This window comes from Bacillus xiapuensis (assembly GCF_002797355.1).
Taxonomy (GTDB): Bacteria; Bacillota; Bacilli; order Bacillales; family Domibacillaceae; genus Bacillus_CE; species Bacillus_CE xiapuensis.
Genome location: NZ_KZ454939.1, coordinates 716,033 through 736,406, shown reverse-complemented (window position 1 = coordinate 736,406; position 20,374 = coordinate 716,033). Strand labels below are relative to the sequence as shown.

Here is a 20,374-nt window from a genome sequence, read left to right as displayed (position 1 = left end):
CAAGCAGCATCCTAAACGCAAAAAGGAGCTGTCCAGACCGCCAGTTCTCGCTGGCTGTCTGCAACAGCTCCCTTCGATTATTTAGTTTGCTCCAGGTCCGTACATTTCTTCTAGCGGCTTCATCATAATCTTGTTCAATTCAGCAATCGTCATGCTCATTTTTTGCTCAGCTTCCATCAATTTCGAAATCTTATCATGCTGCTGGACAATCGCAACGGTTTTCTGAGCTTGCTGCACTTCTTCCTCGGTGATCTCCTGGCCGGTCATTTGCTTTTCCTGAAGGCGCATTTGAATCTCACGGAAATTAGAAAATATCGCATGAGCTTCCTGATCATCATTTACCTCTTTATACAGCTGCTTCAGCTGTGCCAATTCAGCGCTTTGACGCAGCCCCTTCTCCAGTTCATACGCCAGGTCATATAAATTAGTTTCCATTAATGTTCCTCCTCTTCCTTAATGATTCCACTTTAACAGACTATGCAGCAATTGGCGAGACTTTACCCAAATAATCCGACAACAATCCCTTGGATCAAACCAATTGCTCCTCCAAGCACCCCGCCTAGAAAAGTGATCATCTTGAGCTCCCGCCGGGAAATTTCTAATACCATTTCTTCCAGACGTTCAATGGAAAAAGATTCAACCTGCTGGCGCACGATATCCGCTATATGCAATTTCTCCATCACAGCCGGAATGCGGGAAGCCGCAAAAGGAATTCCTTTGTCTACAAGGGCAGGAATGGCGTCTCTGATCATTCTTTCTTCAAAAGGCTTGAGCAGCTCTGAAACTGGCCGCTGAAAGAACGACGGAATATCAAGCTGGCGAATCATAAAGGCTTTGCCCTTAGCCAGCGCTTTCTCATCGGAAAACTGGCTGAAAATATAGCCCCATTTCCAATCAAGAATCTTCTTCCATTCATCTGCAAGCAGTGTATCCAAAAGCTCTTTCGTCCCGGGATTTCTGAGAAACTTGATAATTTCGGGCTGAATTTTCTCCTCAAGCGACGTATTGCCCAGAACCATTTGCAGCATACTGCCAAGTTTGCCCCAATTCGCCAGAAAGTCATCCGTCATCTTCTTGATTCTTTGCTGCCCATCCCAGCTGGAAAAATAATCAATTCCTTTTTCGAGAATGTATTCGGAAATTTGCGGGATCTTTTTCTCCATCTTTTCTGTCCACTCGGCAGGAAGCGATTCCCTGACGGTTTGATTCATGCAGGATTGTTTTATGCTTTTGTATTTTCGCTCTATCCATTGGTCCAGCCACTGCTCTGTTTTCTGCGCCGGCTCCTCGACATGCACCGCCTCGAGCAGCTCTCCGATTGTTTTGTCCGCGGCAAGCAGCTGCTTGGCCTCCTGCTGCAAGAATAATACGGCCTCCTTCTGAAAATCCGGATGGCTCAATTTGCGCTCTATGCTGTCTGGAGTCAGCAAATACTCAGCCACCATCTTACCTAGCTGATCGGCCAGCTCCCCTCTTCTCTTTGGAATGAGCCCCGGAGTAAACGGCAGCTTCCATTTTCCTATATGTATAGGACGATACGGGCGAAATAACATTCTAATGGCAATCGAATTGGTTACCGCTCCGATCACAGCGCCAATCGTGACCATAAATATTATTAAAAAAAGAACATTCATTTCTGTTTCACCTACCAACTGTTCATACCGGTTAAAACCGGTGCTTTCATTATAAATTTAATTCAGGAAATTTAGCAAATATTGTTCTGTTTTGACAAAAAAACAGGGCGGGCAAAGGACAGGGATAAGTCGATCTGTTGATCCCGCCTGTAAGACTCCCACATCAAAATGGAGCGGGGAACTAAATTTCTAAGCAGAGGTTCGCGGCACCGAACTGCGTGATTATTTCGCGCCGGTACGATGCGGGTGACAAAGAACACGAAGCTGCGATATTAGCCTTTGTTCTTCTTTCCAACAGCAGATGATAAAAGAAAACCGCCACTGTTTGAAGGTTCTCTTTATCGTTTAGTGAATTGTCGAAGCTTGCGCCAAGGCTGTACCCGCTCATGAATAATCGCCTTCTTGCTGCAGCATAATAACGTCAAAGGAGGGTTCTATTATGAAAAAAAAGGATGAGGAATTTTCCTTTCTCCCCGATACGATGTATGAGGGGAAAGATAAAGTGTTTTTAGATGTTGACCGCATGATTAACGAAGGTCTTTCCGGAGGTTCCGTCCATATGAGAGAGGGAGAATGGACCTCTAATATCGAAGAGGCGGTTGCCTTTATGGATGAAACGCCTCCTTTAAAATAGTCATGCAAAGGTTGTCCCGATAGTGCCTGACGCCATCGTCCAGCTTTCAAGGGTCCGGCACTGACATCGCGGACAGCCTTATCTGCTTTTAACAATCATATTGACCGCTTCTTGAATGGCTTCTTCCGCATTTTGTCCCTTTTCATTCGCTTCGCGGATGCAGCCTTCAAGATTTTTCGCAACAATCAAGCCAATCGAGCGATCGACTGCCGAGCGGACCGCAGATAGCTGAGTGACGACTTCTTTGCAATGCTTCTCTTCTTCCATCATTTTAATCACTCCCCGAATCTGTCCTTCAATCCGCCGGAGCCTGTTTTTTATATCACGATTATAATCCATTTTCCACACCTCAGTTTTACGCTAAACGCCGTTTTAGTTTTCTCTATTTGTAACACCAGTATAGCACAGAGCCTCAAAAAACGCTTTTTTTGTTGACAAGCGGAGCTGAGGAAATAACTACCGGCCGCCCGATATGAATAAACCGGTCAAAAGAAAACATAATAGTAGTACAAGCAACAAACCACCGCCAACATTGGACCTTTCCAGACAGTCTGGCCGCCTATAAGCGGACTGGTGCAATTCCAGATAGGTCCAGCCAAAAAAATAAAACAACAGGAGATGACAGAAATGACAAATTCAAACCGCAGCAACAATAGCAACCAACTTCTAGTGCCAGGAGCACAACAAGCAATCGACCAAATGAAATATGAAATCGCTTCTGAATTTGGCGTTCAGCTTGGACCAGATGCAACTTCTCGCTCTAACGGTTCTGTTGGTGGAGAAATCACAAAGCGCCTAGTATCTATGGCTCAGCAACAAATGAACGGTTTCCAACAACAATAATTTCTCTCACAATTTCATATTTAATGGCTCGGAGCCCCTGATATTTGTCAGGGGCTCCCTCTCATTTTTACAGGTTGACCATCTTTTCAGGGTTAATCCATTGATCATATTGTTCCGCTGTGACGTATCCTGTGGCAATAGCTGCTTCTTTTAAGGTTATGCCTTTTTCATGGGCAAGCTTTGCAATACTAGCGGCTTTTTCATAGCCGATATGCGGATTTAAAGCAGTCACCAACATTAAAGACCGCTCCATTAACTGATGAATAACCTCTTCATTGGCCGTTATGCCTTGAGCGCATCTTTCATCGAAAGAGCGGATGCCGTCAGCCAGCAAGCGAATCGACTGCAGCAAGTTATAAATAATAACCGGTTTAAATACGTTCAATTCAAAATTCCCTTGGCTTGCGGCAAATCCGATCGTGGCATCATTTCCGAATACTTGAGCGGCAATCATCGTCATGGCCTCGCTCTGTGTCGGATTGACTTTCCCTGGCATAATGGAACTGCCGGGTTCATTGGCCGGTATTGAAATCTCGCCAATCCCGCTTCTTGGCCCGCTTGCCAGCCAGCGAACATCGTTGGCAATTTTCATCATATCTGCCGCTAAAGCCTTCAGCGCTCCATGCACATGAACAATTTCATCATGGCTTGTTAGCGCATGAAATTTATTAGAGGAAGACCGGAAAGGAAATCCGGTTTGCTTTTGCAATTGTTCGGCTACCCGGCGTCCAAAAGAAGGATCCGCATTAATCCCTGTTCCTACTGCCGTACCGCCAATTGCTAAATTCAGCAAATATTGCTGCGCTTCCTCGATCATTCTCATGCTCCGCTTCACCATCGTGCGCCAGCCGGATATTTCTTGGCCCAGCGTCAGCGGCGTGGCATCCTGAAGATGTGTACGGCCAATTTTAATGACTTTCCTATATGATTTTTCTTTTTGTTTTAATGTTTTTTTGAATTGTTTGAGTACTGGCATTAACCGCTTTTCAATTTCTGTATAGGCGGCGATGTGCATAGCTGTTGGAAAGGTATCATTTGAGCTTTGTGACATATTGACATCATCATTGGGATGAATGAACCCTTCCTTGCCAGCGATCTCATTCGCTCTTCTGGCTACTACTTCGTTCACATTCATGTTGGATTGTGTCCCGCTCCCTGTTTGCCACACCACCAGCGGAAAATGCTCATCCCATTTTCCTTGCAGAATTTCTTGGCATGCTTTAATTATTACTTGACACTTTTCTTCCGGAAGCTTCCCCAGCTCCTCGTTGGCCATGGCGGCAGCCTTTTTCAAATGAGCAAAAGCGTAAATAACCTCTAACGGCATGCCTTCTACACCGATCGGAAAGTTTTCTTTACTTCTTTGTGTTTGCGCACCCCAATATTTTTCCGCTGGAACCTTCATTTCGCCTAATGTATCATGCTCTATTCGAAACTTCATTCCCTATTCCTCCTCCTGTACTTTCCTTACCACTTTTCCCTCTTCATTAGCAAAACATTCCTCTCCCTCTAGGATAGTTTTTTTTAATAAAGACAACAAGGAAGCGGCACTGGATCAGCCCCGCTGAAGCTCCCCAGCTCGAGCGGCGGCTGCACGCGAAAAAAAAAGACTGCAGATCTGCAGTCTGTCGGCGATTATTGGACAGCTGTTTGCTGTTGCTCATACTTAGCGATTGCTTCTTCAAACTGTAATGTAACGGCGATTTCGTCCCAGCCATTCATCAGCATTTCCTTCCAATACGGATCGAGATCAAACTCTGCAAAAAAACCCTTGCGGTCGGTCATATGCTGTTCCTTCAGGTTAATAAACAGCCGATAGCCGGGCTCTTCCGCTTTTTTCATAATGGTTTGCACCTCTTCCGCTTTCAGCTTAATCGCAAGAATGCCGTTTTTTATACAGTTATTGTAGAAAATATCCGCAAAGCTTGGCGCAATTACTGCCCGAAAGCCGTAATCCAATAGCGACCACGGAGCGTGCTCACGAGAAGAGCCACAGCCGAAGTTCTCACCGGCTACAAGAATTTCTGCTTGCTCATACCCCGGCTGGTTCAAGACAAAGTCTGCTTTCTTTTCGCCATGATCATCAAACCGCCAATGATAGAAAAGATATTGTCCGAACCCTTGCCGTTCTATTCGCTTTAAAAACTGTTTCGGAATAATTTGATCGGTATCCACATTAACGCGATTGAGAGGGCAGACTATGCCGTTAAATTTATTGATTGCTTTCATGTTCTTTCCCCCTTATTGATGGACGCCCGCTAGCTTGCGAACATCTGTGAATTTTCCATTCACTGCAGCGGCGGCTGCCATTGGCGGACTGACGAGATGCGTTTTCGCTCCGTTGCCCTGCCGTCCTTCAAAATTACGGTTAGATGTGGAAGCGCAGCGCTTTCCGGAAGGAACGATATCATCATTCATAGCTAAACACATACTGCAGCCTGATTCCCGCCATTGAAAGCCGGCTTCTGTAAATATTTTGTCCAAGCCTTCCGCTTCAGCGGCCTTTTTCACAGATTGCGAACCGGGTACGACAATGGCCGTCACTCCCTCTTTCACTTTTCGTCCCTTTGCTACTTCTGCAGCAGCTCTCAAATCGCTCAAGCGCGAATTCGTGCAGGATCCGATAAACACATAATCAACTGAGATATCCTCCAATTTCATTCCCGCCTCAAGCTCCATATAAGACAGGGCTCTAGCAGCGGATTCTTGATCGCTTAACCGCTCAAACTGGCTCGGCTCCGGAACGGTAGCGCTGATGCCGCTGCCCATGGATGGATTAGTTCCCCAAGTAACCTGCGGTTCGATCTCTTCCCCGTCTATTTCTAGCGTAAGGTCATAAGCAGCTCCTTCATCGCTCGCAAGCGACAGCCATTCGTTAGCCAAAGCTTCAAACTCTTCTCCATCCGGCACGCAGCGCCGCCCTCTTAAATACTCGATTGTTTTCTCATCCGGGCTAATTAATCCGGCACGCGCTCCAGCCTCAATGGACATATTGCAGACGGTCATGCGCTCTTCCATGGATAACTGGCGAATCGCTTCACCCGTGTATTCAATAATATAGCCTGTTCCCGCGTTTACACCATATTTTGCAATAATGGCCAGAATTAAATCCTTAGCTGTTACACCATACCCAAGCTTGCCGTTTACTTTGATCTGCAAGGTTTTCGGACGGCTCTGCCAAAGAGTTTGCGTAGCTAGAACATGTTCCACTTCACTTGTGCCAATTCCGAAAGCCAAAGCGCCAAAGGCTCCGTGAGTAGATGTGTGGCTGTCTCCACAAACGATGGTCTTTCCCGGCTGTGTTAATCCCAACTCTGGACCTATCACATGTACGATGCCTTGATCAGGATGATGGATATCTGACAGCTCAATGCCAAACTCGCGGCAATTCGCTTTAAGTGTCTCCATTTGTGTTTTCGATATTGGATCATTCACGATATGGCGGTTTAAAGTCGGCACATTATGATCCATTGTGGCATACGTTAAATCCGGCCGGCGGACTTTGCGATTGTTCATCCGCAGCCCTTCAAATGCTTGGGGAGAAGTGACTTCATGGATTAAATGAAGATCGATGTACAGAAGATCCGGCTTTCCCGCCTCTCTGTGCACGATATGCCTCTCCCAAATTTTCTCAATAATTGTTTTTTTAGTCATACACTTAGCCCCCTGCTGGCTTGTTTTTAAAAAAAGAGAGATTCCAATCTCCTGTCAGGTCAATCGGAATCCATCTCTCCTTTACATATAAGCTCCCATAATTGATGAAATAGCCGAGCCTTCTTCTATGCGCTGAACAACAAGCTCAATCATCTGATCTGTTCCCACTGTGATTCCTTCCGCTGTTTGCAAATCACTTGTACGGTAGCCGGCATTCAAGACCTCTTGGACGGCTTGCTCAATCGATTCTGCTTCTGTGCGAAGATCAAATGAATACTTCAGCATCATCGCCGCCGATAGAATCATGGCCAGCGGGTTGGCTTTATTCTTCCCGGCAATATCCGGTGCTGAACCGTGTACAGGTTCATAAAGGCCGAATCCGTCTGAGCGTAAGCTGGCTGATGGAAGCATCCCAAGCGACCCGGTGATCATGGACGCTTCATCGCTTAAAATGTCACCGAACAAGTTCTCTGTTACCACTACATCGAAATCTCTCGGGTGACTGACAAGCTTCATGGCAGCAGCATCGACATACATATGCTGCACCTCCACCTGCGGGAATTCTTTCGCTTTCTCATTAACAATCTCCCGCCACATCCGACTGGATTCCAGCACATTGGCTTTATCAACGGAGGTTAATTTTCTGCGGCGGATCATAGCTAGCTCAAAAGCCTTCTCGACGATGCGTTCAATTTCCGCTTTCGTATACAGAAGCGTATCGACGACAACCTCTTGATTTTCTCCCCGTCTCTCGCTGGGCTTGCCGAAATACAAGCCGCCCGTTAATTCACGGACAATCATTAAATTGACGTTTTCTGCAATTTCCGGCTTAAGCGGTGAAGATTCCAGCAAGCTTTGGAAACCAATGACCGGACGAAGATTGGCAAACAGCCCCAACTCTTTTCGGATGGCCAGCAGTCCCCGCTCAGGCCGCAGATGGGAAGGCAGCTGATCCCACTTCGGCCCCCCAACGGCACCCAAGAGAACGGCATCACTGTTTCGGCAAAGCTTTAACGTTTCTTCCGGGAGAGGCGTTTGATGCGCGTCGATTGCAGCCCCCCCGATTTCAGCAAATTCCACTGAAAACTCATGCCCGAAACGCTTTCCAACCGCCTTCAGAACAGCTATCGCACCTTTGGCAATTTCCCGGCCCACTCCATCTCCAGGTAATACGGCAATTTTCTTTCTCACGTTATTCCCTCCGTTCGATTACACCTGTGCTTTTTGTCTTTCCTTCTGCTGTGCTTCTAAAGTCAGCACGCGGTTGACAGCATTCAAGTAAGCGCGCGCGGAAGCTTCCAGCACATCCTGCGCAGTGCCTCGTCCGCTTGATTCCGTCTCATTGTATCTTACTCTTACATACACTTCTGCCAAGGCATCACGGCCGCCGCTGACGGAGTTGATTTTATAATCGTGCAATTTCACCGGGCCTTCTAATAAACGCTCCAGCGTATTGTAAATCGCTTCTACACTTCCAGAACCGGTTGCTGCTTCCGTCACTTCTTTACCGTCAGGAAGCGTCACCGATACGGTGGCAGTCGGAATATGTTCAGTTCCATACTGTACCTGAATCATATTTAATGCATAGTGGGCAACATCCGTCGTTTCCGTCTGCTTATCGGCCAATATTGAAAACAGGTCTTCATCTGTAATTTCTTTCTTCTTATCCGCTAAATCTTTAAACGTTTGAAACGCTTCGTTGACCTTTTCTTCCGTTAATTCGAAACCGAGCTCAGCTGCCTTGTTTTTAAAGGCGTGACGGCCCGAATGCTTACCGAGAACCAATTTATTGGAATTCACTCCAATCAATTCTGGTGTAATGATTTCATAGGTTGTTTTTTCTTTTAACACGCCATCTTGATGAATGCCAGATTCATGAGCAAAGGCGTTATCTCCAATAACCGCTTTATTGGCTGGTACGATCATGCCTGTCAGCTTGCTAACGAGATGGCTGGTTCGCTTAATTTCATTCAGCTTCATATCTGTAGAAGCTTGGTAGCAGTCGCTGCGAATATGAAGAGCGACTGCTACTTCTTCAAGTGCCACATTTCCAGCGCGCTCACCGATGCCATTGATTGTTCCCTCCACTTGGCCTGCTCCGCCTTCAATCGCCGCCAGTGAATTAGCGGTAGCCATGCCCAAGTCATCGTGACAATGAGCCGACAGAATCGCTTGATCGATATTGGGCACATGGCTACTTAAATACCCAAATAAATCTTTAATTTCTTTTGGAGTGATATAACCGACTGTATCCGGAATGTTCACTACCGTTGCACCCGCGCGGATCACTGCTTCTGTCACACGAGCCAGAAACTCCCGCTCTGTTCGGCAGGCATCCTCCGCTGAAAACTGCACCTTCGCAAATTTCTTTTTCGCATATTGCACAGCCTCCACAGCGCGTTCAATCACTTCATCCTGCGTCATCTTTAATTTAAATTGCCGGTGGATTGGCGAAGTTGCAAGAAACACATGCACTCTCGGTTCAGCCGATTGCTTCAAAGCTTCCCAGGCGGCATCAATGTCTTTGGGATGACAGCGCGCCAAGCCGGTCACAGAGCTGCCTTTCACCGTGCTGGCAATGAGCTTTACGGATTCGAGATCGCCTTTTGAAGCGGCAGGAAAGCCCGCTTCAATGACATCCACTCCAAGCCTTTCAAGCTGTTTGGCTATTTCCAGCTTTTCAATGCTATTTAAATTCACACCAGCTGATTGCTCTCCATCCCTAAGCGTCGTATCAAAAATCTCAATTTTCCGCACCAGCTGTCACTTCCTTCTTAGGATGCTTTTTGACAAACGGCATCATCTCGCGCAATTCTCTGCCAACTACTTCAATCGGATGCCGCTTTTCGCTGGCATTGATTGCTGTAAATTCCGGACGGTTCAATTGGTTCTCAAGCAGCCAGCCCTTGGCGAATTTTCCTGTTTGAATATCTTCGAGCACTTCCTGCATGCGCGCTTTCGTTTCCGCGGTAATGACGCGCGGCCCTGATACAAAATCCCCCCACTGCGCGGTATCTGAAATGGAGTATCTCATGCCTTCCAATCCGCCCTCATACATTAAGTCAACGATTAATTTCAGTTCATGCAAGCACTCAAAGTAGGCAATTTCCGGCTGATAGCCTGCCTCTGTCAATGTTTCAAATCCGGCTTTTACGAGCGCGGAAACACCGCCGCACAACACCGCCTGCTCTCCGAATAAATCAGTTTCTGTTTCCTCTTTGAACGAAGTCTCTAAAATACCGGCGCGTCCTGCTCCCAGCCCTTTCGCATAAGCAAGGGCTATTTCTTTCGCTTCGCCTGTTACATCTTGATAAACACCGATTAATGCCGGAACTCCAGCTCCTTCTTCATACGTGCGCCGCACTAGATGTCCAGGTCCCTTCGGTGCTGCCAAAAACACATCGACATCCGACGGCGGCACAATTTGATTGAAATGAACATTGAAACCATGCGCAAATGCTAAAGCTTTTCCCGCAGACAATTCCGGTTCAATTTCATTTTTGTATACCGCTGTTTGATGCTCATCAGGCAGCAGCACCATAATCAGGTCAGCTTCGGCACTGGCCTCTCGGACCGGCTTCACATCAAATCCGTCCTTTTCCGCTTGATCCCAAGATTTTCCTCGTCTTAACCCCACTACAACGTCGACTCCGCTTTCACGAAGGTTTTGTGCATGGGCATGGCCCTGCGATCCATAACCGATGATTGCGACCTTTCTGTTTGCCAATACCGCTTCGTTAATATCTCCGTTATAATACACTTTTGCCATTTTTCATCATCCTCCATAATTTTTTTCTGCTTGTAAGGCGCTGCAGCAGGACGCTGCATGACCGCCCATTGTTCTTCTTAACAGCAGGAGGGAAAGAGCCCTCCGCTGCTGAAAGGTTCATTTATTTTAAAATAGAGTATTGCTTCATATCAGTAACTAGCTTTTGTGATCCGCGCGGCAATGCCGTCTGTCCGGTCCGCGCCAGATCTTTAATGCCATAAGGGCGAAGCAAATCAATGATCGCTTCAATTTTTTCGAAATTTCCAACAACTTGAATCGTTATGCTTTCTTTTGCAACATCAATGATCGTTGCACGGAAAGGCTCAATGACAACATTTATTTCCGCTCTCGTCTGCGGAGTGGTCATGACTTTGATTAACGCCAGCTCCCTTGACACGATCGCCTGCTCGGTAATGTCCGTCACTTTTAGAACATCAATTTGTTTGTTCAGCTGCTTTAATACTTGTTCAATCATCCGTTCATCTTCGACGTGGACAATAACTGTCATTTTTGAAATGCCCTCTGTTTCAGTTGGACCGACGGTAATGCTTTCAATATTAAACTGCCTTTTCGTAAATAATCCGGTAATCCGGTTCAACACACCGCTTTGGTTCAGAACCGTAACCGTTACAATGCGCTTCATGGCTTCACCCCCATCATTTCATGAAGTCCTTTTCCTGGAGCAATCATCGGAAATACTTTTTCTTTCGGCTTAATGCGGCAGTCAATCAGTACAGCTTGGCGATCCTTTAATGTTTCTTTAAGGATTCTCTCCGCTTCCTCTTCGGTTGAGACAGAATAGCCTCGCAGGCCATATGAATCAGCCAATTTCACAAAATCAGGCTGAGACGGAAGCAGAGAATGAGAGTATCTCTCCTCATAAAATGTTTCTTGCCATTGTCTTACCATTCCTAATGCCTGGTTATTGCAAATAATAATTTTGACAGGCAAGTTCATTTCGGCAATCAGTCCCAGCTCCTGCAATGTCATTTGAAAGCCTGCGTCTCCCGCGATCGCTACGACCGTTTCTTCCGGATAGGCAATTTGCGCGCCGATGGCAGCTGGAAACCCAAAGCCCATCGTTCCAAGTCCGCCGGAGGTAATCCAGCGATCAGGCTTATTGAACCCATAATATTGCGCAGCCCACATTTGATGCTGACCGACATCTGTCGTCACGATGGCCTCTCCATTCGTCAGTTCGCGGATCATGCTCATTAAGCGCTGCGGGGAGATTCCTTCCCCCTCATCGGAGTACCACAGAGGGTAATCTTTTTGATTCTGTTTTACCCTTAAGCGCCATTCATTGGCGTCTGGAGCAATCAGCTCCAGTTCGAGCAACTTCTTTAGTGCCTCTTTCGCATCGGCTACAATCGGAATATGAGTGTCGATATTTTTGCCGATTTCCGCCGGATCGATGTCAATATGTGCAACGGTCGCGTCTTTCGCAAAGCATTGCAAATTCCCTGTTAAACGGTCATCAAATCTTGCCCCGATATTGATTAATAAATCTGTTTCATACATGGCCATGTTGGCCGCATAAGTGCCGTGCATGCCTCCCATTCCTAGGAATAGCGGATGATCAGCCGGAAAAGAGCCTAATCCGAGAAGCGTATTGACGACAGGAATGTTCATTTTTTCAGCGAAGGTTAAAAGCTCAGCTGAGGCTTTGCCGTGAAGCACGCCCGCGCCTGCCAGGATCAGCGGTTTCCTTGCTGCCGCAAGAGCATCGGCAAGCTTTTTCAGCTGCAATACATTCGGCGTAAAATTCGGCTGATACCCTGGCAGATGAACCTCGGAAGCAAATTGCGGAGTCACAGTAGCCGTTGCCATGTCCTTAGGAATATCAATCAGCACCGGGCCGGGTCTTCCGGTTGTCGCGATATGGAAAGCTTCCCGAATGATCCGCGGCAATTCATTTAAATCTCTTACCTGATAATTATGCTTAGTAATCGGCATCGTAATTCCGATTACATCCGCTTCTTGAAACGCATCTGATCCGATCACTCCCGTAGCTACTTGCCCTGTGAAAATAACCAGCGGCAATGAATCCATCATCGCGTCGGTGATGCCTGTGACAAGATTGGTTGCTCCCGGTCCGGATGTAGCAATGACAACACCTGGCTTTCCTGATACTCTTGCATACCCTTCCGCTGCATGAATGGCTGCCTGTTCATGACGGGCTAAAATATGACGAATAGGATTTTTGTACAGCGCATCGTACAGAGGCAGGACCGCTCCGCCAGGATACCCGAAGACTACCTCCACGTTTTCCTTTTTTAATGCTTGAATGAAGAGCTCTGCTCCGCTCATCGTTTGCTCCAGCGGCTTGGCCTTTGCTTTTACTTTTGGGCACATGCTATTCCCCTCCAATTAGTTGTTTTTCCTTCTAATTTGTAAGAGTGACTGGGCTCTCGAACTAATTAAAACAATAAGAAAAGCCTTTTCACCCTTACGCCCACTAATCCTGTAAGCGCAGGGGTGAAAAGGCTCTTCCTTTCCACGGTACCACCCTGGTTTATGACATTTTTGCAAATGCCACCTCACGGACAATGCTTTCATTGTCCTTTTTGATAACGAGTAATAATACTCGGCCGACCCTACTTGCGGACGTTCAGATCAGCACTCAGAGGGGATGTCGCTGCAGGTGGCATTACCGGGTCTCAGCATCTCCGGCTCTCTGTGAAATACGGATATCTGCAGCTTTTTCCTCGTCAACGTTTTTTCGTATTATATTTTCATGATTCCTCCCGTACTGGCGGAGGTCACGAGTTTTGAGTATCTGGCCAAATAGCCTTTTTTAATTTTGGGCTCCGGCTGAACAAAGCTTCTTTTTCTTTCAGCCAGCTCTTCTTCCGTCAGCACAACATTTAATGTGCGGTTTGGAAGGTCAATGATAATCTGATCGCCATTTTCGATGAAGGCGATAGGCCCTCCCTCTGCGGCTTCCGGAGATATATGGCCTATCGAGATCCCTCTCGATGCACCAGAAAAGCGTCCATCTGTTATGAGTGCGACCTTTTTATCTAATCCGCGTCCGGCAATGGCCGCTGTTGGTGCAAGCATTTCCGGCATACCCGGCCCTCCTTTGGGGCCTTCATACCGAATCACAACTGCATGGCCTTCTTTGACCTTGCCGCTGTTAATGCCTTCAATGGCTTCCTCCTGCGATTCAAAGACGATCGCTTCCCCTGTAAAGGTTTTGATTGAAGGATCTACAGCTCCTACTTTAATGACTCCACCGTCAGGAGCCAAATTTCCGTATAGGATGGACAGTCCGCCCACAGAAGAGTATGGGTTATCGCTGCGGCGAATCACCTTGTCATTAATGATCTCAGCCTCTTTCACATTCTCGTAAACCGATTGGCCGGTGATCGTAAGACGATCTTTGTGCAGCACACCAATTTTGCATAATTCATGTATGATCGCGCTGATGCCTCCAGCATTGTGAACATCCTGCATCGTATAATCAGATGCCGGGCTAATCTTGGCTAAGTATGGCACTTTTTCAGCTATCTCATTAATTCGTTTCAGATCATAATCGATCTCTGCTTCGTTCGCTATGGCTAAGGTGTGGAGAACGGTATTAGTCGATCCCCCCATGGCCATATCGAGAGCAAAAGCATCGTCTATCGCTTCCTTCGTAATGATGTCCCTCGGTTTAATATCCTGTTTAATCATCGTCATTAAATGATGAACGGCTTGCCTTATTATCTTATGCCGCTCGTTCGATGTTGCTACAATTGTGGCGTTTCCGGGAGGCGTCATCCCCAGCATCTCCATTAATGAATTCATGGAATTGGCTGTGAACATGCCCGAACAAGAACCGCATGTTGGGCAAGCGCTTGATTCTATCTCCAAAAGCTCTTCCGCCGACATCTTTCCCGACAAATGCGCGCCCACTCCCTCAAAAACGGAAACAAGAGAAAGCGGCTTTCCATCCTTTGTCTTGCCGCCTTCCATCGGTCCGCCTGACACGAAAACCGAAGGAATATTCGTACGAACAGCGGCCATTAACATCCCCGGCGTGATCTTGTCACAATTTGGGATGTAAAAAACTCCATCGAACCAATGAGCGTTAATGACCGTTTCAGCAGAATCGGCAATCAGTTCTCTGCTTGGAAGAGAATATCGCATGCCAATATGCCCCATGGCGATTCCATCATCTACCCCAATCGTATTAAATTCGAATGGTACGCCTCCTGCTTCACGGATCGCTTCCTTTACTACTTCCGCGAATTGATTCAAATGAACATGCCCCGGAATAATATCAATATAGGAGTTGCACACCCCGATAAACGGCTTATGCATGTCTTCTGTTTTCACTCCGGCCGCATACAGCAAACTGCGGTGCGGGGCACGGTCAATTCCTTTTTTGATCATGTCACTGCGCATGGTATCTCCTCCAGATGTCTTAAGGCTGCGTCTGCATATAAAACAGAAGCGCTGATTGTATATTAATCATCCGTTCGCTGTCTGTTTCCATATCATAAAGTTATTCATCTAATCTGAAAATTTGATTTATATTGAAAACAATAATAGCTTCCTTTCCTCTAAAGGTCAACACCTTTTAAGGAATTTTTAGATAATTAAAATTTTTCAATTTTCATGCAATCGCTTACAAGATTGCTGCTATCGCTTTTCTCTCAAATAAAAAAATAACCGAAAAAACAGTAGCCCGGTTGGAAGGCCAAAAAAGAAAAATCCAAGAATGCAGTAAAATGAACATTCTTGGATTTGGCATTTGAATGTATATGACTCAAAAGCGATCTGTTAGGCAAATTCTTAAAAAATTTCATTCCACTTATCCAAAGCTTTGTCGAACCAGTCTTTTTCCTCTTTCTTTTCTTGTTTTTCTTGTTCCTCAATCTTTTGGATGTCAAAGGAGGACTGCTCGATATTCGGAAGGACTTCTTCCATAACCTCTTTAAACAGAGGTACTACACCCTCTGAGCTGCTTTCTCTTAAATAATGGCTTTCATCAGCCTTTTCTACCCCAAGCCAAACCGCTCCGACAAGATTCGGCGTATATCCTACAAACCATTGATCTTTCGTTCCGTTTACGCTGGAATTCGGCACTTGAGTGGATCCTGTTTTTCCTGCCAGATCAACTCCAGGGATATAGGTTTGCCGTCCCGTGCCGCGCTTGACAACATTTAACAGCATGGCATTCATTTCATCCGTTACATCTTTGGAAGTGACTTCTACCTCTTTCGGCTCCCATTTCGGCTTCATTTCTCCGTCTGGGCCGATAATCTTACGGATGAAAAAGCTCTCTTTTCGCACACCATTATTCGGAAAAGTAGTGTAAGCCTCTGCAAGTTGCATCGGTGATACCCCTTTAGACATTCCGCCCAAAGCAATGCTCAAGTTCCGGTCTTCTTTTGCATCAACCGGAATACCAAAGCGTTCTAACGCATCCAGCCCCTTCGACAGTCCAATCTCATTTAGAAGCCAAACCGCAGGGATGTTCAAGGATTTTTCCAGCGCTTTATGCATGGACACCTCGCCGCGGTACTTTCCACCATAGTTTTGCGGTGAATAATCTCCAAATGTGATCGGTTCGTCCTTTAATCTTGAGTTGCGGTCATAGCCTTCTTCAAGCGCCGGTGTGTAGGTCACTAGCGGCTTGATTGTGGATCCCGGAGACGTTTTCATTTGAGTGGCGTAGTTAAAGCCTCTGAATACATGCTCTCCGCGTTTGCCCATGATCGCGCGCACTCCTCCGCTTTGCGGATCAATCAAGACAGCCGCGCTCTGTGAAGGATCTCCGCTCACGTCATCCGGAAAGATCCAATCCCGCTTGTAGACTTTCTCTAAGTCAGACTGCACATTTTGATCCATAGCCGTGTAAATTTTGTAGCCTTTTGTCAGTAAATCATCCTGTGTTAAACCATAGCGCTCTATGGCTTCCTGAATCACTGCATCGGCATAATGCGGATATTTCCCTTTTAACGGATCCCCGCTTTTATCCTCTAAAGCGACGCGTTCATTCTTCGCTTGCTGCGCTTCATTGCTTGTGATGTAGCCGTGCTTGGCCATCTGATCCAAGACGAGATTCCGGCGGTTCACGGATTTATCCATATTTTGATACGGATTCAGTGCAGACGGCGCTTTAATGACACCGGCCAGCATGGCTGATTCACTTAAGGAAAGTTCGCTTACGTCTTTTCCAAAATACTTTTTGGAGGCGTTTTGAACCCCCCAAGCCCCGCTGCCAAAATAAATGGTGTTCAAGTACATTTCCAGTATTTCTTTTTTCTTGTACACCTTTTCTATTTCGATGGCTAAAAAAAGCTCCTCTATTTTTCGTTTATAGGTTTTCTCCGGTGAGAGCAAAGCGTTTTTGGTTAATTGCTGAGTAATAGTGCTCCCGCCCTGGACCGCTCCTCCGGATACCGCATTTTTAATAAAGGCTCGCCCCATTCCTCTGAGATCAAAGCCATTGTGCTCATAAAAGCGGTGATCTTCTATTGAAATAACGGCTTCTTGCAAGTGCTCAGGCATCTTACGAATGGACACGCTATCCGAACGGTTTACAGAAAGCTTGCTTGCTTTGTCGCCATCCACATCATATAAAACCGTCGTTTGTGAAAGTCCCTTCTTAAGTGATTCAACGTCGGCTGCCTTCATAAAAAAAACGATGAACCCTAGACCGACTAGCACAAAGACAGACACAGCTAAAATGGTAATCTGTGTTAAGTGGAATTTTTTCCACATTTTCTTAATAAAACTGGTGACTGCGTTCATTGGTTTATTCAGTTCCTCCTGAAAAGCTAATTTCCTTATTGGCAGGCATCTTACATCATTTTAAGGATAATCTGTGAGATTGCAATAAATATGTTTGCCTGTATTCTCTAATCATAATCTGACCGGCTAATCAACTTTACAAATTTGGCGGCTTCCTCATGCGCGAAAGTGAACCTTCAAACGGCGTGCTTTTCTTTATCATACCTCACCAAAGCACGGAATTCCAAACCGTCTTGCAGCCACTGAAATGCTTGAAATTACCAAAGGAAACAGCCATGCTTTAAGGCTCATACTTACACTAAAAAAGCCTTCAATTGCTCAGGCTGGCAGAATTCACCGATAAACAGCTGTATTCTGCCCTTTTTCCGCTCATAGCATTCGGGCAGTCCTCCGTTCATTTTCTTTGCCAATGCCCTCCATTGATCGCCCGCCCGGTTCAGCTGTCCATCTTCCATGCAAAAAAAATCCGGCGGATACAGACCGCCGAATCACTCTGACATCGTATTAATTTGTTTTTTTCGTGTGGTCTTCTTCCTCTTCCATAACGCCCCTCATGCCGCGCTTAAACTCATGAAGTGTCTGTCCCGCTGCTTTGCCAAGCTGCGGCAGCTTCGAAGGTCCAAAAATCAATAGAGCAACGATTACAATGATAGCAATTTCTCCAAATCCGAGATTCATCTGCTATTATCTCCTTTTGCTGTTAAGCATTGATATGCCTATTATATAGTTAAATCATCCAATTGAAAACCATTCATTATTTGACCTTGCTGTTATGGCCCAGTCATCACCCAATTCCGTTTAGCGCCGATTTTCTCCTGACTGACCGATTTCTTCTTCTCAGTCTCGTTCACAAATATAGCACAAGCGGTATCCCCGGAAATATTAATGGCTGTGCGCGCCATATCCAAAATAGGGTCGATTGCCCAGAATTAATCCAACGCCTTCCACAGGAAGTCCGACACTGCTCAGCACCATCGCCAGCAAAATCAACCCCGCGCCAGGAACGCCGGCTGTTCTGATGCTCGCTAACACAGCCGTTAACATAACCGTTACCAGCTCGCTGAAGCTTAAGCCGATTCCATAAGCCTGAGCAATAAAGATTGTCGCCACCCCCTGCATTATGGCTGTTCCGTCCATGTTGATCGTCGCACCCAAAGGCTGAACGAATGAACTAATGGATTTAGGAACACCCAATTGATTCTGCGCAATCTTCATGGACAGCGGAAGAGCGGCATTGGAGCTGGATGTACTGAAACCGACAGACATAGCCGGCCAGAAATTCTTGAAAAACCACAGCGGGCTTTTCTTAGCGAATAAAAGGATCATCCCACCGTATGTGAGAAAGCCATGAAGAGCTAAAACCCCGAGAACACAAAGCATGTACGTCCCCATGGGCTTGAATGGCATCCAATCCTTGATTTCCGATAGCAGAAGCGAGCAAGCCGAACGTTCCATAAGGAGCAAATTTCATAGCAATGCCCACCAGATACATTATAATCTGATTCCCCTGCTCGACTAAATGCAAGATTCCTTTTGTTTTTTCACCAAGAGCGGTTAAAGCAAAACCAACGAAAATGGCGAAAACAATGATTTGCAGCATATTGCCATCCGTCAGATCCTCCAGCGGGTTCTTTGGTATAATATTCATCAATGTCTCTCCGGCAGGAGGCGCCTTCTCAGCGGAAAACTGGGCATTGCTCGTATCGAATTATTCTCCCGCTTCCCTCGGCTTGACAATGGAAGCGGTGAAAAGTCCGAGAATGATGGCAATACAAGTAGTAATCAAAAAGTGTGAAATCGCTTTCATTACGATACGTCCAAGTTTTTTCGGATCCCCTAAACCAGCCGTCCTAAGCACAATCGATAGGAAGACAATAGGCACAACCAGCATGCTAATCAGATTGAGAAATATTTGCCCTAGAGGTGTAAACAAGTACATATCCAGCGATTCAAATAAATTGGGGGCAAATAGATTGCATAACAGCCCCACCGCCGCCCCGGCAAGTAAAGCGATCATAGTTTTACCTGTCAGCTTCATACAATACCCCCTTTCTGTTCAATGATCTTATTCATTTTCATTCTGTTATATCACGTTTTTTGAAAAATCAGATTATTAATTCCCTTTAAATCGCTTTCTGAAACCTTATAGCATCTTTTTCAATTGTTTGATACGATAATCAAAAAAGTATGGGACGGAGGCTCCTTATAATGGAAAAAAAGCATATTGATTTAGATGAAGAAACATTGTTTATCGTATCGCAAACATTTAAGGCGCTGTCAGATCCGACTCGATTGCGCATTTTAAATTTGCTGTTTACCGGAGAACACTCTGTCAATGAGATGGCGGAAAAGCTCTCATTGCTCCAGTCCACCGTTTCTCATCAATTAAGATTTCTTAAAAACCTTCGCCTTGTAAAATACCGCCGGGAAGGGACGACCCTCTATTACTCCCATGATGATGAGCATGTGATCGATTTACTGCGCCAAGCCATTCAGCATGCAGAGCATCATTAATTTTCCAGCTGGATAACTTCTTTACCATGATAAAAGAACTACCAAACTGAATAAAGTGAATTTTAAAGGCTTAAAACCATGAAAAAGGGGTAAAAAAGAAATAGATTGTTATTAAAGGGGCTTAAAATATGAAAAAAAAACACATTCTATTTCTATCCCCCACCTATCACCTCAGCATGATGGCGGTGGGCTGGGCTTCTAAACTACATGACCCTTCTTTAAAGTTCACTAGCGCTTTCTTCTTACATGCTAGAGCGGATGATCATTTTCCCATTCAAGCGATGAAGGAAGTCAATATAAATATTTCTGCTCAAACCACAAAGCCAGTGGCGCTTCCGCTTATCCAGCAAGCGGATGTTCTCGTTCTTATTTATGACTTTGAGCTCGATCAGCCGCCCAGAGTGCCCGAAGCAGCTGACCAAAGGATTCTTCATTGGCACGTATCTAACCCTCAGCACTATTCGACAGCAATTGAGCAATGGGCCGCCTATCAAATTGTATGCGATCAATTAGCTACTCATATGAAAAATTTTAAAAAGAAAGCAAAATAAGCCCTTCACCTATAAGAGTTGTCGGTGA

At 45.9% G+C, this 20,374-nt stretch carries 19 protein-coding genes and 1 pseudogene; 4 read left to right on the top strand and 16 right to left on the bottom strand.

What is annotated here, in order from left to right; all coding sequences use genetic code 11:
- Positions 1-81 precede the first annotated feature (81 nt).
- Both CEF20_RS03680 and CEF20_RS03675 read right to left on the bottom strand, forming a co-directional pair.
- A complete protein-coding gene (locus tag CEF20_RS03680) occupies positions 82-435 on the bottom strand; it encodes a YlbF/YmcA family competence regulator (RefSeq protein ID WP_100330516.1) in 354 nt (117 codons plus the stop codon).
- Between the two features lie 62 nt (positions 436-497).
- On the bottom strand, positions 498-1,634 hold the full coding sequence (locus CEF20_RS03675) for a DUF445 domain-containing protein (protein ID WP_232713357.1): 1,137 nt from the start codon (positions 1,632-1,634) through the stop codon (positions 498-500).
- A gap of 439 nt (positions 1,635-2,073) precedes the next feature.
- Here CEF20_RS03675 and CEF20_RS03665 point away from each other — a divergent pair, with 439 nt between their 5' ends.
- On the top strand, positions 2,074-2,268 hold the full coding sequence (locus tag CEF20_RS03665; protein ID WP_100330514.1) for a hypothetical protein: 195 nt from the start codon (positions 2,074-2,076) through the stop codon (positions 2,266-2,268).
- Between the two features lie 78 nt (positions 2,269-2,346).
- On the opposite strand, the gene CEF20_RS03660 is transcribed toward CEF20_RS03665, so the two are convergent.
- Positions 2,347-2,607 carry a metal-sensitive transcriptional regulator gene (locus tag CEF20_RS03660; protein ID WP_100330513.1) on the bottom strand — a complete coding sequence of 87 codons (261 nt, stop codon included), beginning with the start codon at positions 2,605-2,607 and terminating at the stop codon, positions 2,347-2,349.
- Positions 2,608-2,895: 288 nt separating this feature from the next.
- Between CEF20_RS03660 and CEF20_RS03655 the strand changes: the two genes are divergently transcribed.
- Complete coding sequence (locus tag CEF20_RS03655; protein ID WP_100330512.1) at positions 2,896-3,111, top strand: alpha/beta-type small acid-soluble spore protein; 216 nt, start codon at positions 2,896-2,898, stop codon at positions 3,109-3,111.
- Positions 3,112-3,178: 67 nt separating this feature from the next.
- On the opposite strand, the gene fumC is transcribed toward CEF20_RS03655, so the two are convergent.
- The 13 genes and pseudogenes from fumC to CEF20_RS03595 all read right to left on the bottom strand — a co-directional run bounded on the left by fumC (position 3,179) and on the right by CEF20_RS03595 (position 19,319).
- Complete coding sequence (gene fumC, locus CEF20_RS03650) at positions 3,179-4,552, bottom strand: class II fumarate hydratase (RefSeq protein ID WP_100330511.1); 1,374 nt, start codon at positions 4,550-4,552, stop codon at positions 3,179-3,181.
- A 194-nt stretch (positions 4,553-4,746) separates the two neighbouring features.
- The gene (gene leuD, locus CEF20_RS03645) at positions 4,747-5,340 is read right to left on the bottom strand and encodes a 3-isopropylmalate dehydratase small subunit (protein WP_100330510.1); all 594 of its coding nucleotides are present in this window, start codon (positions 5,338-5,340) and stop codon (positions 4,747-4,749) included.
- 12 nt (positions 5,341-5,352) lie between these two features.
- Positions 5,353-6,765 (bottom strand): 3-isopropylmalate dehydratase large subunit, encoded by a 1,413-nt coding sequence (gene leuC, locus CEF20_RS03640; protein WP_100330509.1) that lies wholly within the window; start codon positions 6,763-6,765, stop codon positions 5,353-5,355.
- 81 nt (positions 6,766-6,846) lie between these two features.
- Positions 6,847-7,956 (bottom strand): 3-isopropylmalate dehydrogenase, encoded by a 1,110-nt coding sequence (gene leuB / locus CEF20_RS03635; protein WP_100330508.1) that lies wholly within the window; start codon positions 7,954-7,956, stop codon positions 6,847-6,849.
- An 18-nt stretch (positions 7,957-7,974) separates the two neighbouring features.
- Positions 7,975-9,522 (bottom strand): 2-isopropylmalate synthase, encoded by a 1,548-nt coding sequence (locus CEF20_RS03630; RefSeq protein WP_100330507.1) that lies wholly within the window; start codon positions 9,520-9,522, stop codon positions 7,975-7,977.
- Positions 9,509-10,534, bottom strand: a complete 1,026-nt coding sequence (gene ilvC / locus CEF20_RS03625; protein WP_100330506.1) for a ketol-acid reductoisomerase — start codon at positions 10,532-10,534, stop codon at positions 9,509-9,511. Before ilvC ends, CEF20_RS03630 begins: the two co-directional genes overlap by 14 nt.
- A 121-nt stretch (positions 10,535-10,655) precedes the next feature.
- Positions 10,656-11,177: an acetolactate synthase small subunit gene (ilvN, locus tag CEF20_RS03620; protein ID WP_100330505.1), complete on the bottom strand. Its 522-nt coding sequence runs from the start codon at positions 11,175-11,177 to the stop codon at positions 10,656-10,658.
- The gene (gene ilvB, locus CEF20_RS03615; protein ID WP_100330504.1) at positions 11,174-12,889 is read right to left on the bottom strand and encodes an acetolactate synthase large subunit; all 1,716 of its coding nucleotides are present in this window, start codon (positions 12,887-12,889) and stop codon (positions 11,174-11,176) included. The genes ilvN and ilvB overlap by 4 nt, the downstream gene beginning before the upstream one ends.
- Positions 12,890-13,261: 372 nt before the next feature.
- Positions 13,262-14,926: a dihydroxy-acid dehydratase gene (gene ilvD, locus CEF20_RS03610; RefSeq protein WP_100330503.1), complete on the bottom strand. Its 1,665-nt coding sequence runs from the start codon at positions 14,924-14,926 to the stop codon at positions 13,262-13,264.
- 390 nt (positions 14,927-15,316) lie between these two features.
- Entirely contained in the window at positions 15,317-17,281 is a 1,965-nt protein-coding gene (locus tag CEF20_RS03605) for a transglycosylase domain-containing protein (RefSeq protein ID WP_100330502.1), read from the bottom strand.
- Between the two features lie 293 nt (positions 17,282-17,574).
- Complete coding sequence (locus tag CEF20_RS16510) at positions 17,575-17,736, bottom strand: hypothetical protein (protein ID WP_157796184.1); 162 nt, start codon at positions 17,734-17,736, stop codon at positions 17,575-17,577.
- A gap of 49 nt (positions 17,737-17,785) precedes the next feature.
- A complete protein-coding gene (locus CEF20_RS03600; RefSeq protein WP_100330501.1) occupies positions 17,786-17,959 on the bottom strand; it encodes a twin-arginine translocase TatA/TatE family subunit in 174 nt (57 codons plus the stop codon).
- A 92-nt stretch (positions 17,960-18,051) separates the two neighbouring features.
- A pseudogene (locus tag CEF20_RS03595) lies at positions 18,052-19,319 on the bottom strand (dicarboxylate/amino acid:cation symporter).
- Positions 19,320-19,489: 170 nt separating this feature from the next.
- Between CEF20_RS03595 and CEF20_RS03590 the strand changes: the two are divergent.
- On the top strand, positions 19,490-19,795 hold the full coding sequence (locus CEF20_RS03590) for an ArsR/SmtB family transcription factor (RefSeq protein WP_100330500.1): 306 nt from the start codon (positions 19,490-19,492) through the stop codon (positions 19,793-19,795).
- Between the two features lie 128 nt (positions 19,796-19,923).
- Positions 19,924-20,346: a low molecular weight phosphatase family protein gene (locus CEF20_RS03585; RefSeq protein WP_100330499.1), complete on the top strand. Its 423-nt coding sequence runs from the start codon at positions 19,924-19,926 to the stop codon at positions 20,344-20,346.
- The last annotated feature ends 28 nt before the right edge of the window (positions 20,347-20,374 follow it).

Coding starts and splice junctions, on each gene's coding strand:
- CEF20_RS03605 (WP_100330502.1), bottom strand. CDS start 17,281: ATGAACGCAGTCACCAGTTTTATTAAGAAAATGTGGAAAAAATTCCAC.
- CEF20_RS03600 (WP_100330501.1), bottom strand. CDS start 17,959: ATGAATCTCGGATTTGGAGAAATTGCTATCATTGTAATCGTTGCTCTA.
- ilvB (WP_100330504.1), bottom strand. CDS start 12,889: ATGTGCCCAAAAGTAAAAGCAAAGGCCAAGCCGCTGGAGCAAACGATG.
- CEF20_RS16510 (WP_157796184.1), bottom strand. CDS start 17,736: ATGGAAGATGGACAGCTGAACCGGGCGGGCGATCAATGGAGGGCATTG.
- ilvN (WP_100330505.1), bottom strand. CDS start 11,177: ATGAAGCGCATTGTAACGGTTACGGTTCTGAACCAAAGCGGTGTGTTG.
- leuD (WP_100330510.1), bottom strand. CDS start 5,340: ATGAAAGCAATCAATAAATTTAACGGCATAGTCTGCCCTCTCAATCGC.
- ilvC (WP_100330506.1), bottom strand. CDS start 10,534: ATGGCAAAAGTGTATTATAACGGAGATATTAACGAAGCGGTATTGGCA.
- CEF20_RS03675 (WP_232713357.1), bottom strand. CDS start 1,634: ATGAATGTTCTTTTTTTAATAATATTTATGGTCACGATTGGCGCTGTG.
- CEF20_RS03655 (WP_100330512.1), top strand. CDS start 2,896: ATGACAAATTCAAACCGCAGCAACAATAGCAACCAACTTCTAGTGCCA.
- leuC (WP_100330509.1), bottom strand. CDS start 6,765: ATGACTAAAAAAACAATTATTGAGAAAATTTGGGAGAGGCATATCGTG.
- CEF20_RS03590 (WP_100330500.1), top strand. CDS start 19,490: ATGGAAAAAAAGCATATTGATTTAGATGAAGAAACATTGTTTATCGTA.
- CEF20_RS03665 (WP_100330514.1), top strand. CDS start 2,074: ATGAAAAAAAAGGATGAGGAATTTTCCTTTCTCCCCGATACGATGTAT.
- fumC (WP_100330511.1), bottom strand. CDS start 4,552: ATGAAGTTTCGAATAGAGCATGATACATTAGGCGAAATGAAGGTTCCA.
- CEF20_RS03660 (WP_100330513.1), bottom strand. CDS start 2,607: ATGGATTATAATCGTGATATAAAAAACAGGCTCCGGCGGATTGAAGGA.
- CEF20_RS03680 (WP_100330516.1), bottom strand. CDS start 435: ATGGAAACTAATTTATATGACCTGGCGTATGAACTGGAGAAGGGGCTG.
- ilvD (WP_100330503.1), bottom strand. CDS start 14,926: ATGCGCAGTGACATGATCAAAAAAGGAATTGACCGTGCCCCGCACCGC.
- CEF20_RS03585 (WP_100330499.1), top strand. CDS start 19,924: ATGAAAAAAAAACACATTCTATTTCTATCCCCCACCTATCACCTCAGC.